General features: G+C 36.7%; 9 protein-coding genes. All 9 read right to left on the reverse strand.

The window, feature by feature from the left end; genetic code table 11:
* Positions 1 to 3: 3 nt before the first annotated feature.
* The 9 genes from CLO1100_RS13330 to CLO1100_RS13370 all read right to left on the reverse strand — a co-directional run bounded on the left by CLO1100_RS13330 (position 4) and on the right by CLO1100_RS13370 (position 15,237).
* Positions 4 to 501: a chemotaxis protein CheW gene (locus CLO1100_RS13330; protein ID WP_014314279.1), complete on the reverse strand. Its 498-nt coding sequence runs from the start codon at positions 499 to 501 to the stop codon at positions 4 to 6.
* Positions 502 to 527: 26 nt separating this feature from the next.
* A complete protein-coding gene (locus tag CLO1100_RS13335; RefSeq protein WP_014314280.1) occupies positions 528 to 2,525 on the reverse strand; it encodes a chemotaxis protein CheA in 1,998 nt (665 codons plus the stop codon).
* Between the two features lie 90 nt (positions 2,526 to 2,615).
* Positions 2,616 to 2,981 (reverse strand): response regulator, encoded by a 366-nt coding sequence (locus CLO1100_RS13340; protein ID WP_041700453.1) that lies wholly within the window; start codon positions 2,979 to 2,981, stop codon positions 2,616 to 2,618.
* Positions 2,982 to 3,174: 193 nt separating this feature from the next.
* A complete protein-coding gene (locus tag CLO1100_RS13345) occupies positions 3,175 to 3,819 on the reverse strand; it encodes an MBL fold metallo-hydrolase (RefSeq protein WP_014314282.1) in 645 nt (214 codons plus the stop codon).
* A gap of 146 nt (positions 3,820 to 3,965) precedes the next feature.
* Positions 3,966 to 4,607, reverse strand: coding sequence for a PilZ domain-containing protein (locus CLO1100_RS13350; RefSeq protein ID WP_014314283.1), 642 nt, complete (start codon positions 4,605 to 4,607; stop codon positions 3,966 to 3,968).
* Positions 4,608 to 4,789: 182 nt separating this feature from the next.
* Positions 4,790 to 5,884, reverse strand: coding sequence for a diguanylate cyclase (locus CLO1100_RS13355; RefSeq protein WP_014314284.1), 1,095 nt, complete (start codon positions 5,882 to 5,884; stop codon positions 4,790 to 4,792).
* Between the two features lie 232 nt (positions 5,885 to 6,116).
* Positions 6,117 to 10,607: an endo-1,4-beta-xylanase gene (locus tag CLO1100_RS13360; protein ID WP_014314285.1), complete on the reverse strand. Its 4,491-nt coding sequence runs from the start codon at positions 10,605 to 10,607 to the stop codon at positions 6,117 to 6,119.
* A gap of 124 nt (positions 10,608 to 10,731) precedes the next feature.
* Positions 10,732 to 13,884: an endo-1,4-beta-xylanase gene (locus tag CLO1100_RS13365; protein ID WP_014314286.1), complete on the reverse strand. Its 3,153-nt coding sequence runs from the start codon at positions 13,882 to 13,884 to the stop codon at positions 10,732 to 10,734.
* A gap of 450 nt (positions 13,885 to 14,334) precedes the next feature.
* Positions 14,335 to 15,237 carry a HAMP domain-containing sensor histidine kinase gene (locus CLO1100_RS13370; RefSeq protein WP_014314287.1) on the reverse strand — a complete coding sequence of 301 codons (903 nt, stop codon included), beginning with the start codon at positions 15,235 to 15,237 and terminating at the stop codon, positions 14,335 to 14,337.
* Positions 15,238 to 15,246: the final 9 nt, after the last annotated feature.

Genomic DNA, 15,246 nt, shown 5'->3' on the forward strand with positions numbered 1-15,246 from the left:
CCCCTAATTATTAAAATTAATTAACATTTCTACGTCATTTTCATTCAACAATTTCTCACAATCCAGCAGCATTTTAACATCATTATCTACTTTGCCTATACCTTTTATAAATCTGTTCCCTGTTTTCTTAATATCCGGGGGCGGAACTATATCCGATTCCGGTATTGTTATTACCTCAGATACACTATCTACAATCAGTCCTGCCGAGAGGTCATCAATATCGATGACAATAACGCAAGTCCGGTCATTATACTCCTTGAAAGGCTTTTTGAACCTTAATCTTACGTCAATTACCGGAATTATCTTTCCTCTTAGATTAATAATACCCCTGACGTACTCTGGCAGTTCCGGAACCTCAGTTATTGGCTGTATCCCTATGATTTCCGTTACATGCCTTATTTCCATTCCATAAAATTCCTTTCCTAACAGAAATGTAAGAAATTTGTCTTTTTGAGTATCTTCATCCTGTTCGTCTATTTCCTGAACTATTGCATTTTCCATAATCACAGCTCCTTTTTATTAAGATGTTATAATTTATTTGTCAAAATAAGTCGGGATACGTCAAATATAAGACTTATATTTCCGTCCCCCAACAAAGTGCAGCCTGTAAAATCAGAGTTTTGGTATATTTTCTTAATATATGGAGGCAGTGTTTTAACAACCACCTGCTGTTGACCCAGCAATTCATCAGCAAAGATACATATGGATTTTTCGTCCTGTTCGACCATTAACAATATTCCCCGGTCAAATTCAGTTATTTCTGTTTTTATGCTATAAATGCGGTGAAGCCTGTATACGGGATAACATATTCCTCTTACCATTATCATCTCATTTTCGTCAGGGTCGGTTATTAAATCTTTTTTACCCGGTCTGAAAGATTCCTTGATAGCTGTCGTAGGAATTGTAAACCTTGAATTGCCTACCTTTATGTTCATACCATCAATAATGGCCAGTGTAAGGGGAATTTTAAGCGTAATTACGGTACCCTTCCCTTCGGTACTGTCAACAGACACACTTCCTCCGACTGCTTCAATATTCTTTGCAACTACGTCCATTCCCACGCCTCTGCCTGAAAATTCAGTAATGTTGTTGTTTGTAGTAAATCCCGGAAGAAAAATCAAGTTGTATATTTCCCTATCCGGCATTTCATTTTCAGGCTTATATATAAGACCGTTTTCTCTTGCTTTATTCATTATTGAGTTTTTATCAAGTCCCTGTCCGTCGTCTTTCACCATAATCAATACATCACTACCGGAATTTTTCGCCTCAAGAGTTAGAGTACCACGTTCCGGTTTTCCTGCTGTTAATCTTACTTTGGCTGTTTCTATTCCGTGGTCTATGGAATTTCTTATGAGATGCATTAAGGGGTCGGATATGTGCTCAATAATGTTTTTATCAACTTCAGTGTCTTCTCCCATTAAAACCAGATCCACCTTTTTATCAAGCTTTTTGCACATATCACGTACAATCCTGTGCATTTTATGAAAAGAAGTTGCCAAAGGCACCATTCTTATAGACATTACCATCTGTTGAATTTCATTATGTATTTTTCGCATTTGTCGTGCTGCTTTATAAAAATCAGGCAGCTCTAAATTTTTTAAATCAGGATTTTGCGTAACCATGGCTTCGGCAATAACCATTTCTCCAACGAGATCCATAAGGGTATCAAGTTTTGAGACACTGACACTTATCATACTTTGATGTGTGTTGGTACATGATTTCATTCCTTCTTGGGATTTGTTATTTGCCTCCTCATGTTTTCCACAGTCCTGACTATTATTATGAACCAGTTCCAAATCCTTCAGAAAAATTATTTGACTGAAAAAATCATGTAATTCTTCATATGTCTTATCTGAATTAAAGAATATTTTGAAACCGTTTTTTTGTATGATGTTGGAGCTATTATCATCATCTACGATGTCATCCGGTATATAGTAAAAATCCTCTGTAATCTGCTTTAGATTATGAATAACCGAATATGCGCGGATATTCTCCATTTCGCAGCCATCCTCAAATCGGATTACTGCCTGAAATTCTTTTAGGGAAGTGCTTACTAAAGCATTTTCCTGCTTTGTACAATCACTATTTTGATTTACCGATTCTTTAACTTTACTGTCCTTTTTAATGTAACTTAAAAGGTCTCTTATACCTGCAATAAGATTATCCGCCTTACCATCAGCAGTATCGTTTCTTTTGATCTTTTGCAGCTCAACCTTGATAAAGTCTACACCATCCAGAACTATATCAGAAATGGCAGAAAAATTAACATATTGATTTTTTTCTTCACGGATAAAAAAGAACAAATCCTCAAGTGCATGTGCCAAAGTTGAGATATGATTAAATAGCATCATGGCTGAAGAACCTTTAATAGTGTGCATTATTCGAAATATTTCGTTTACAGTTTCACAGGTATAATTACCGACTTTTTCACTTTCAATTATAATAGTTTCAAGCTGTTCTATAAGCTGATCTGTTTCATACAAATATATCTCAAGCATTGGTTCATTACTGGATTGCTCTGACATAATGTACCTCCACCCGTAATTACGGGTACAAATTAATGATATTATCTTATATGGCAAAATTAGGTAATTAGGTGAATAAAAAAAGAAAAGTTACGAATCGGCGATTTTTCTTAATGTGTTTATAACATGCTCATCTTTATATGGCTTAACAATAAAGCTTGTAGCTCCATGCAATATAGATTCTCTGACCTGAGCTTCCTGCCCCATTGCAGAAACCATTACAACCTTTGCATTGGCATTGATTTGTCTTATGGCTTTTAAAGCCTGCAAACCGTCCATTTCCGGCATTGTAATATCCATTGTTACTACATCGGGCATAAATTCCCGATACTTATTAATAGCTGTAAGACCATTGTCAGCCTCACCTACAACTTCAAAGTCATTTCTTTCAAGTAATAGTCTTAAAGAAGTACGCATAAAAACAGTATCGTCAACAACAAGAACCTTTTTCCCCATTTTATGTATCCTTTCATTGAAGGCGAAATTCATAAACGAATTCCGCCTGATATAAGTTATTATTTGTTTGCATAATTAGTTTACCGTTGAATTTATAAGGTTTACTAAATTTAGCTTATGTTTACAAACAATATTATAAATTTATCCAATATTTATGTCAACTATTGACTTTTTGAGAAAAGATATAAATTTTTCAGAAAAGTTTCAGACATGGTCCGTGACCAGACATCAGATATTTTAACTGCAAGGCTGAAATGTCTTTTTTTAGGCGTTCAAGAGCTTCCTGAGACGGCACTTTCTGCGAGTTGATATTTTGTATCTCCTCATATATTTTTGAATCCTCCATAGGCTTTTGGATTTTACCGGTTCTGGTAAAGATATCACTGCTGTATAGTATTCCCTGATTTGTTTCAAACACCATTAAACCTTCCCAAAGATGCATTTCAGAAGGGTATGATATGAATTCAAACAAACTGTCTCCAATTTTCATCTTGTCCTGAGGATTAACAACTACAATATTGGTAGTAATTCCAAAGCCCATCAGTTGTCTTGCCGTTATCTGGGAACATATAGCTTTTATTTCGGGATAGAAATTTTTTAAAAGTGCCAGACCACCGCACTCGTCTGATTCAAAATGTGAAATAAACACATACTCCAAAGGGCGACTGCCCAATACTTCCTTGATTTTTGGAAGTAACACTTCAGTCTGGTCTATGGCTCCTGTATGAATTAGCATTGGAATTGGAGTTAAAACAAGAAACTGATTGAATGACAGATCAATTGCATCAATATAACTATTAAAAAGGTATACGTTATCCATTACTCTGTATTCTTTCATAATAATCTCCCTGTTTGCTACGTATTTTTATGAATTTAATATTAGTGTACATAAATTCATTAAAAAATATTGGTATAAACTATTTCCAATACCAATATCCAATAAATCTGCTTCAATTAATATCCCTTTGTTATTTTCCTTACAAACTAAAATTTTAAACTTGCGCTTAGCAAATGCCTGTACATAATCTCTTTTTCACTGAGTATAAAAGATGTTAATTGATTCTGTGTCGCATACATAGAATTTTTGTCCCTGTGCATCAGCTGTATACCGTACTCACATCTTCCGAAGTTTACGTTTTTTCTGACTATGGTTGCATCATATTTAATAACACTATTGCTAAGGAATGCACTAATCTCAACCTCATCGTCTTTATTGAACTCATCGTTAGAATATATGCACATACCTGCATAGCTGAAATCCTTTATACATATGGGTTCTCTTTTGCTGGAATTTACAAGCTTAATTTCACCTGTCAGTGAAGTAGGGAATCTCTCGTATTGTCTTCTTTCAGTATCGGAAGCTATATTTTGAGGATTATTCGCGTGGATTATGTATTCTTCTTCTTTTGGTAAGACACCTACTATATTGCCGCCGCTTAGATAAAGAGATTCGTCACTATTAAGAAAGCCAATTAGCACGGGGTCTCCCTTTAGAATTTGAGCACCATTTTTTTCATCTTCACATAACTTAACAGTGAATACTTTTTGAGTATCACCGCTCACAATATTACAGTGCATAGGTTTAACCTTATTATAATGTCTTAATACCAAGTTCAACTTTTCCATGCTATCCTCCAGTACCAAAATACATAATATTAAGTTTAGGATTGTATATTCTTGATACACTTATTCCACTGATAAAAGAATAGCACATTCTAATTTCTTGAACAAGACCATTTCTGGGAAATGTAATATTTATTTACATAATTTATTTAAAAAATTATCCTTTTTAAAAACTATTTTATAAATTATTCTGATATAACTTTATCTGAAACCACAAGATTCCTTCCGGTATGCTTTGCTTTGTAAAGAGCATCATCAGCCCTCTCTATTATCTGTGTTATATCTGTGACTGTTTCAGGATAGGAAGATATACCAATGGATATTGTTACATTAATTTTCCTGCCGTAAGAAATCTCAAACTCATTATCAGCAATTATTTTCCTGATTCTTTCAGCTATTTCAATAGCCTTATTGTTTGAAGCATTTTCGAGTAAAATTGAAAATTCTTCACCCCCATTTCGTGAAATCTTATCATCTGCTCTGCAATTTTGCCTTAATATTTTTCCTATTTCTTTTAAGACCCTATCTCCTGCCTGGTGACCATGTGTATCATTTATTTTTTTGAAAAAATCTATATCTATTAAAAGTAAAGAGAATTTTTGATTATTGCTTACGGCCTTTTCTATTACAAGCCTGAATAATTTATTAAATTCCCTTACATTGTTAAGGCCTGTCAGATAATCTTTGGTTGATTCCTCTTTTAGCTTTCTAAACAATAAGCTCATGTTATTAAGATATATCATATATTTATATACTGTATAACTGACGACAACAGTTCCCAGAATAAAGTATGGGTAAATTGTAAAAAGGATTGATAAATTTTTTTGAAAAATATAAAAGTAAACACCACAGCTTACAATGGTCATGTATATTGTTGATACAAACCATTTCTTCCCCTGAGACCTTCTTGTTTTAAAAATCAACGAAATTCCTATTGTTACCAATGTAATAACAACTGCCCCAGCCTCAGAATATCTGTTAAGTCCAAAATATGCAATTCTGAAGCCTCCCATCACAAGGCCTGAAACAACAGCCGATAATCCTCCTCCTACAGTAGCTGCCAACAAAGTGGCTATATTTCTGAAATCCACCAGCGTTTTGTTTTGGATTCTGACACTATACCACATTAGAAGTATACCTAAAATCCCACATACAACTCCTGCCAAAAGCTTAAAAATAGGGCGGGATTGTATTTCTAAATCTCGGTCTCTATAGAATTGACTTGCTATGCTTAAAAAAGAAATAAGTATAGCTGCATTTATTATCAGATCACTTAACATCCTTTATTCCCTTCTTATGTATACCTCCTCATATATATACGGTTATTATGAGATTTCACATTAAAAATCCTTAACTAGTATTTCTTTATATGAGTTCAGATATTCTTGAAACCTTTTATTGATATAAGGTAATTATATCAAAAATTAAGCCCGGATAAATCACCCGGGCTTTTGGATTATTACAAGTATTTTTTACCATTTATTTTTAAACTCTTTTAGTATATTAATTTCTCTAAATAAGGCTTGACTTGGTTAATAACTTATTAATAACCGATGCAGTTTCAGCACGTGTAAGATTATCGTTTGGTGCGATTACTGTCAAGTTTTTTCCTGACACGATTCCAGCCTTAACGCAGGCAGCAGCTGAATTTTTTGCCCATGTTGCAAGCTTGTCCGAATCATTATAGCCTTTAAGTAATTTAACTACTTCATCTGCGGTATAAGCAGTTTTTAGCCCGGTAATCTTCATTGCTTTTGAAACTATAGTCATAGCTTCCTGACGGGTTATTTTACCCATAGGTCTGAATTCACCGTTTTCATAACCTGAAATGATACCGTATTCGTATGCTATACCTACTGCATCATAATAGCTGTTGCTACTACTTACATCTGCAAAAATATCTTTTCCCTCACCAGTTCGATAAAGCCCCATAGCCTTTACCAAAGAGTCAATGAACTCGCCCCTTGTGATAGCCATGTCAGGATTGAAGTTATCATTATCAACACCGTCCATGATAAGTCTTGAAGCAATATTGTTTACAGAACTCTTCGACCAGTGATTCTCAGTATCTTTAAAGGTCCTTGCACTTGATATCAACGCATATGTGCTGTTGGTCAAACTGTTTATTTTTGCATAGTATTTGCCGTCTTTACTTACTATAGTTGTAGGTACATGTGAGAAACTACCGTCCCTATTGAGCACTATTCCTGTTATAACCTCACCTGGGATTATTCCTCCATTTATTGCAATTGTTCTTTCAACATATCCGCTAAATTTGGAAATTTCAATGTTTTTAGTACCATTTGAACATGTTACGTTAAATTCTACCGGATTGGAAGCCAACTTGTAATTATTCTTACCTGCGGTCTCCTTTACGGCATTATTTACAGCATCAGGCACTCCTGAAATACTTATATTCACCTTAACGTCAAGGTTGCCTTCTAACGCAGACAAAATCTTTTCAATATCTATCCTTGATGCCGGCATTGCATACGTCATGTTGTCGCTTTTTATCTCCAGAACAGCTTCCTTCTCAGCCATATTTTTTATGGTTTTAGCAGTTAACTGTCCGGTTACAACGTCCGATTTTGCAATTGGTTCTAATACTATTATGGTCTTCTCACCAAGCAATTCTACAACCCTATTTTCATCTACAACTATACTTGTAACTTTTTTGCCGTCCTTGTATTCAGTTACTGCTTTTGCAATGGATACTTCCTTTCCGTTAACGGTACCCTTTACGTTGTCCGAAGTAGTAGTACTATCCGACGGTGATGAAGGCGTTGAAGGTGTTGTCGGAGTGCTGCTGCCATCGCTCAGTGTAAGCTCACCATATACAGAGGTGTCTTTATAACCTACTCCTGTAGTATCATTCCAATTTCTATATCCGGTACGTGTCCCATCCTTGGCATCATTAATCTGAGCATCAAATCCGATTTTAAGATTATTTGCCGGCGTCATAGTTTTAAACGGTATTTTCATTTCAACAGTATAGCTTGTACCTGAAACTTTAACAGCCGATTCGAATCCTTCTTTTATTTTGTCAGGATTAAATGTTCCTTCATTTTCGAAATTTACTCTGTATTGTCCGTCATCATTCTCATATGAGGCGGTTTTTCCGTTATTTTCATCAGCAAATACTTCTACAGAGTCCTGTTCCCAAGGATTTGCACTTGATTTGTCAAGAACAGAATCTTTTACCTGAATTAAAACATAGAGGTTTTTGTCATCCCAAAGAGCTTGGGCAGTTCCGTTTGCTATCTCCCATGCTGTTTTAGTCTGATTTATCGGAAGCTTCTGTGTATTACTCCAAATACCATCTACTGTTCCGTCTATTACAGGTGTACCTTTTGCAGCCGTTCCCTGCTTTATCTCAACTGTAGGCGGTGCCTCATGCTCAGCCATGTATTTATCAGGGTCGATTATAGCGTAGTATGCATTTTTTGCCTGCAATTCACTGTCAAATGGCAGAGGGCAAGCTTCTTTTCTCCAACTGTGGCCATCCTCAAGTCCCCAAATTGTAACACGGCTTATATTATCAGCGTGAGCCTTGTAGATTTTCATCAGCTGTGCGTACAAGTAAGCCTGTGCATTTATCTCATCGCTGCTCTGCTTTTGGTCGCTTCCGGCCATAATATCCAGCTCGGTTACGCTTACTTCTACTCCTAAATCAATAAATCTTTCCAGAGAATCCTTTACATTCTGAGGTTTTGTAGATGTATTGTAGTGAGCCTGCATCCCTATGCCGTCAATAAGTAGCTTGTCAGGGTAAGTTTTCGCATAGTTTGTATTGATTTCATTTACCATGTTAGCTATAGCTATAGATTTATTCTGATCATCTTCATTATAGTCATTATAATAAAGCTTTATATTGCCTAAATTGTTGTTATCAAGAACTTCCCTTGTGATTAAAAATGCTTGCTCTACATAATCATCACCAATTGACTGATACCACATTGAATCTTTACGTAAGCAATTCTTCCAATTGGAAGGGTCGCTGATTCCATCCGCCATTGCTTCATTAACTACATCCCAGGATATGACTTTGTTACCGAAATGCTTAACAACGTTTTCAATATGGGTTCTCATATTTTCAAGAGCATCTTCCCTTGAAATGGGAATATTTTTACCGTTTCCGTCCTTTTTATATTTTGTTGTATCAACATCATCCGGTACGCTATTCATCCATGCAGGTGTCTGTTGATGCCAAACTAATACATGACCGTGAACCTGCATATCGTTATCCTTTGCTTTTTGTATCATTGCATCAGCTGTTTCAAACGTGAATTCCCCTTTGGTTCTCTGAAGTGCATCCGGTTTCATATCATTGCCTGCTGTAATAACATTGAAATGATGCTTTAAAAGCTCAAAGCTTTTTCCCTCAAGTTCGTTTGGAGCTATTGCATTTCCGAAAAGGAAGTCATTCTTATATACGTCCTTGAAAGGAGTCAGGTCGGTTTGGACGGGTAGTGACACAGAACCTGTATTAACCACACTGATATCATCAATATAAAACGCTGCTTCTTTGTTAGCACTTTGTAAATATATAGTTATATATTCGCTTGAAGTATCATAATAACGTTGTTTACCCTCAAACTTTACCCAACCGTCAGTGTCGTTAATTGTCTTTTTAAATAATGAAGGATATTCTACACCATCTCCATTACCAATCTGAGTACTAAGATCAATTTCTGCACTTTCTGCATCTGATGCCAGCTTCACCCATACCGTCACTCTATATTCACTGCCTTGATCTATATGCTTCTCCACACGCAACGACGGGCCACAGTTTGCATTTTCTCTGCCCCCGTCCACTTTAAGGGCATGTCCTCCACCATCGGTATGGTTAGCTTCATTTGTTACGGTTAGAACTTCTTTACCAATTCTTGGTGTAAAGCCACTTGCCGTCCCATCCTCGAAGTCAATGGTTTTCATTGAAGGTGCAGGTCCGGTTATAAGTACATCGCCTATGTAAAAAGGAACTGTAGCTCCTTTATCGTTTGACTGGACTCGTATCCTGTCATCCTTACTTGTATCTACCGTGTACTTACCTTTTAATATAAATGGTTTTCCTGCTATAAAATCAGTACTAGCGACTACACCATAACTGCTTATGCTTTGCAGAAATGCCTGTGCCCCTGCCGGTACAGCAGTATTTGTATCAACATAGCCAATTACTGTTATTTCATAGGATTTTCCGTTCTCCAGACCTATGTCACTGAACACAAAATCTGCCCCATCATAGTTGTTAACTCTGGTATCCACATATAAAGCAGCCCCGTCTTTATTTAGCACAGTTCCCTCAATATCACCTGTGGGAAAAGTTTTTTCGGTAACAGGCGTCAGAGTCGCACTACCGGATTGTTTTGCCAAGCCATTACCGCTTGCAAAGGTTTCGTGGTAAATTGTTTTTTCAGTTACCGGTGTTGGTGATGTTGATTTTTCTCCTGTTACAGTTATCTCTCCGATATAAAAAGAAACTTTTGCTCCCACATCATTGGATTGAATACGTACGGCAGAATCCTTGCTGGTATCAACAGTATAAGTTCCTGTTAATGTAAACTCTTTTCCCGCAACAAACCCGGCACCTGCAATCCAAGCATAGCTGTTTACAACCTGAAGAAAGGCCTGTGCCCCTGATTGTACTATCGGATTTTCGGGGTCAGTTTCAGGGTCAACATATCCCTTAACTGTTATGGTATATTTATTCCCTTCTTTCATCCCTAATTTCTCAAATGAAAAGTCAGCTCCATCCCAGTTGTTTTTTCTGGGATTTACGTACAGAGCAGCCCCATCATCGTTGCCGGTAAAAACTTTGTCAGTAACTGTTGTCAGGGTCGCATCTCCGGCTTGTACGGCTACCCCCTTTCCATTAGTAAAATCCTCATGATAAATTGTTGTAATTTCTGCTTTTACCGAATTGTTTAAAGGCATTACCGAAAAAAGCAGGGCGATTGTCATTACAAATGATAAAACTCTTTTCCATTTTACATTTCTCCTCAAATAAATGCACCTCCATTAAAATAGAACTCTAAATATCTGCCTTTTGTATCCATCAATGTCTTATTAATATAAAAGCCGACCCCTTTAAACTTTTACGGGGCCGGCTTAAAATGAAATTCAGTTATTATTTTGCGGACAATTTCTTTACTATTGATTCTGTTTGTGAAACAGTTATATTTTCTTGTGGCGCCAGCATTTTTCCGCTTTTGCCTGACACAATTCCTGCTTTAATACAAGCAGCAACAGAACCTTTTGCCCAGCCGGCAACTTTGTTTGAATCCTTAAATTCCTTAAGTATTTTATTTATCTCATCAGCTGAGTAATTGGCATTTTTTCCTGCTACCTTCATAGCCTTGGCAATTATTGTCATCGCTTCCTGACGAGTAATCTTAGCCTGTGGCTTAAATTCTCCATTCTTGTATCCTGATATTATGCCTTTTTGGTAAGCAACACTTACAGAAGCATAATAGCTGGCATCCTTGGTTACATCTTTGAAGGAGTCTTTAACCTGAACATTTTTATTCAAACCTAAAGCTTTAATGATAGAATCAATAAATTCTCCTCTTGTAATGTAATTAGCTGTATTATTGCTTTCAGAATTACTGAGGGTAAGAACACCATATACTGATGTATCCTGATATCCTGTTCCTGTAGTATCGTTCCAGGTTGCAACACTCTTACGTGAACCGTCTTTAGCATCATTAACCTGAACATCAAAACCAACTTTCATATTATTGGAAGGAGTTACAGATTTAAAAGGTATCTTTATTTCAACAATATAGCTTGTTCCTGAGACTTTAGTTGCAGACTCAAACCCGGCTGAAATTGCTGCAGGGTTAAATGAAGTCTCATTATCAAAGTTTACTCTGTACTGACCGTCATCATCCTGATAGAATGAAGTTTTTCCGTTGTTCTCATCAAAGAATACTTCAACAGAGTCTTGTTCGTATGTATTTGCACTCTTCTTATCAAGCTCTGAGTCACTTACCTGAACGAGAACATAAAGATTTTTGTCATCCCAGAGAGCCTTTGCAGTTCCTGTTGCTCCCTGCCATGCCATTTGATATGTGTTTACAGGTATAACCTGTGCTTTACTCCAAACACTGTCTACGGTACCGTCTATTACAGGTGTTCCATATTTTGCAGTTGTTAATTTAGCACCTTTAGGTGTTTGAGGTTTATGTTCGGCCATGAACTTAGCCGGGTCTACTACCCCGAAAAACGCAGGCTTTGCCTGAAGATTTTTATCAAACGGTAAAGGATTTGTGGATGATCTCCAGCTTGTACCGTCATCTATTCCCCAAATAGTAACACGGCTTATATCTGCTGCATGCTTCTTATATATATCGAATAACTGTGCATACAAATATCCCTGTGCGTTTGCAACATCATCTGACAATTTGAAGTCACTGCCTGCCTGAACATCAAGCTCTGTTATGCTTACTTCAACACCCAGTGAAATAAATCTCTCCAAAGAAAGTTCAACGTTGGAAGGATTCGTTGACATGTTGTAATGTGCCTGCATACCTACACCGTCGATAAGACGCTTGCCGGGATGAGTTTTTGCATATTTTTCATTTAATTCTTTTACCATATAATAAATAGCTTTAGATTTATTTTGATTATCATCGTTATAATCATTATAATAAAGCTTCACATCCCAATCAGGATGAGCATCCAGAACCTCTCTTGCTGCTAAAAACGCCTGTTCCATGTAATCTGGGCCAATTGCCTGATACCATGGGCTTTGACGCAATGCGCCCTTCCAGTCTTCTGGGTTAGTAGGATTATCGTTCATACCTTCATTTACTACGTCCCAGGATATTACCTTGTTACCGTAATGCTCAACAACTGTCTTAATATGAGTTCTCAGATTTGTAAGAGCTTCCTCACGTGACAAAGGTACGGTATTTCCGCTTGCATCAACTTTTGTATTTAGCCATGCAGGTGACTGCTGATGCCAAACGAGGGTATGCCCGTGCATCTTGAATCCCTCTGCCAAAACCTTGTCAACAAGTTTATCTGCATCTGCGAATGTAAAGTTGCCCTTTGTAGGCTGTAATGCATCAGGCTTCATAGCGTTGCCGGCGGTCATTACATTAAAGTGCTTCTTTAGAAGATCAAGTCTGATCCCTTCCATATCCTCTGCTGCTATTGCGTTTCCAATAAGGAAATCATTTTTATATACATCTTTGATAGATTTCAAATCATTTTGGATTTTAATTGGTCCTGAACCTGTTTGTTCAAAGCTGATATCATCAATATAGAAGGATGCATTAGCACTGCTTGCGCTTTCTACATATATAGTAATGAATCCGCTTGAAACATTGTTGTAGCGGTATGTACCCTCATATTTAACCCAACCGTCAGAAGTACCTATTGTTTTTGCTGCAAGGCTTACGTAAGAAGCACTTCCACCATTTCCAACCTGTGTTGAGAGTTGAAGTTGTGAGCTTTCAGGACTAATAAGTTTTACCCATGCAGTAACCTTGTATTCGCTACCTTGGCTTACAAACTTCTCAACATGCATTGAAGGACCATGCCAGGTCATTGTTCTGTTTTCTACTTTTAATGCGTATGAACCCCCATCTGTATGGTTGGCTTCTTTTGTTACAGTCAGTTTTTCTGATCCTTCACCGCCTCTGGCTTCAAAGCCTCCTGTGGCATTATCTTCAAATGTTATTGTTTTGAAAGTTTCCGCCTTTGGTTGGTTAGGATCAACGGGTACTTCTTCAACGGCCTCTTCTGTTATTGAAATGTCTCCGATATAGAAAGGAACCTCTTTACCTTCATCATTAGATTGAACACGTACTCTGTCGTCCTTTGAAGTATCAACAGTATACTTTCCGCTTAATGTGAAAGCCTTTCCTGCAACGAATTCTGCACCTGCCAGCCATGCGTAGCTGTTTGCAACCTGAAGAAATGCCTGTGCACCTGCCGGAACCTTGGCATTGGAGTCAACAAAACCTTTTACGGTTATGTTATAAGTCTTACCGTTTTTTAATCCAATATCGGTAAATTTGAAATCAGCTGCGTCCCAGTTATTTTTTCTGTTGCTTACATATAATGCTACCCCATCATCATTACCTTCAAAAACCTTATTTCCAACCTTGTCAAGATTAGCTCCTCCGGATTGGGATGCTGCTCCCTTTCCGTCTGCAAAAGTTTCGTGATAAGTAGTTTTTGTATCTGCCATTACTGAGCTAAAAGGCATAACGGAAATGAGCATTGCAAAAGCTAAAAGCAATGCTAAGACTTTATTTCTGTTCCTGTACATTCAATCGTCCTCCTGATTTTAAATGTTTTTCCACTTGATTAAATATTGTGCGGATTTTCTAAGAACTCGATTATTACCGTACTGTCCCCCTTTCAAAATGTAGAGTTGCTTTATTAATTACTTTTAACAATTACTTGAACTAAGTGGCTATAGTATCAATTTATGTGAAAAACAGAAATTAATGTAGTAATTTTTTTCTACCTTGTAAGCTCTAATTAAACGAGGTTCTTTGTTCTTGTATGATAAAATTTAGAAATTAACGTATTTAAATTAATATTATATATTTGCTCCGATAATTTATGAATTACAGCTTAAAATTCCTCCTTGAAATAGGACTGATGCACTGTATAAACTGGAATATAATACTATATTTAAAATACTACTATTGTTTTTACAAGTCACGACTGATTTTACATAATTAGTACCGAAAAATCTTATATCTTTTTCTTATTATTTTTTTATTAATGGAAATTCAACATGAATTGTGAGTTGATTTTTATACAAGTCTGCACTTACATTTCCGCCCAATTCTTCTGCCAGGATTTTTACAATTGCAAGACCAAGACCTGTTGTTTTGCTTCTTGATTTGTCTCCTGTATAGAAGCGGTCAAACAGACGTGTTATATCTATCTGAGATGTGTTTTCTACCGGATTTTTTATTGATATGACTGCAGTTTTATTTGCTGTCAATTTAACTTCAACGTTTCCGGCAGAATGTGTAAGACAATTTCTCAAAAGGTTTTGAATAATACGAAATGTCATCTCTTTATCTGCCATAATAAATATGGGAGGTGTCTCAGTGAAGGACAATGTCAGTCCGTGTTCCTCAAATGAGGAAACATACCCTGCAAGACATTCCGTTACAAGGTTTGTAAGATTAATTCGTTCCATTTGAGGTTTAAGTTCTGAGTTTAAAAGATATGAGTATTCAAAAAAATGTTCAACCAGATGTCCAAGCTGCTCGGCATGTTTTTGTGCAATGCCAAGTCTCTTTCTCTGTTCCTCTGTTAGCTGTCCCTTTTCTATCAGCTGTTGATAGCCTCTTATTGCTGTAAGAGGGGTACGCAAATCATGGGATATATTTGCTATTAGTTCTTTAAACTGTTTTTCCTCTCTAACGCAGTCAAGACGGAGGGTTTCCTCCGCCTTCAAGCACTTGTTTATATTGGAAATCAATTGACTAAGTTCATGGTTAATAAGCTCCACCCTAACAGGCTGCCTTGTATCTCCTGCAAGCCTGTTCTCCAACTGGCGATTAATTCTCCGCAATTGAGTCTGAACAACTACAATGTAAAGAATCAGCAGCAAAACTATGATTATTAGAATTCCAATTCCAATTGACAATCGCTTCACCTGACCTTC

The sequence above is a fragment of the Clostridium sp. BNL1100 genome, from assembly GCF_000244875.1.
Classification (GTDB): Bacteria; Bacillota; Clostridia; order Acetivibrionales; family DSM-1351; genus Ruminiclostridium.

Coding starts and splice junctions, on each gene's coding strand:
- CLO1100_RS13330 (WP_014314279.1), bottom strand. CDS start 501: ATGGAAAATGCAATAGTTCAGGAAATAGACGAACAGGATGAAGATACT.
- CLO1100_RS13355 (WP_014314284.1), bottom strand. CDS start 5,884: ATGTTAAGTGATCTGATAATAAATGCAGCTATACTTATTTCTTTTTTA.
- CLO1100_RS13345 (WP_014314282.1), bottom strand. CDS start 3,819: ATGAAAGAATACAGAGTAATGGATAACGTATACCTTTTTAATAGTTAT.
- CLO1100_RS13365 (WP_014314286.1), bottom strand. CDS start 13,884: ATGTACAGGAACAGAAATAAAGTCTTAGCATTGCTTTTAGCTTTTGCA.
- CLO1100_RS13340 (WP_041700453.1), bottom strand. CDS start 2,981: ATGGGGAAAAAGGTTCTTGTTGTTGACGATACTGTTTTTATGCGTACT.
- CLO1100_RS13350 (WP_014314283.1), bottom strand. CDS start 4,607: ATGGAAAAGTTGAACTTGGTATTAAGACATTATAATAAGGTTAAACCT.
- CLO1100_RS13335 (WP_014314280.1), bottom strand. CDS start 2,525: ATGTCAGAGCAATCCAGTAATGAACCAATGCTTGAGATATATTTGTAT.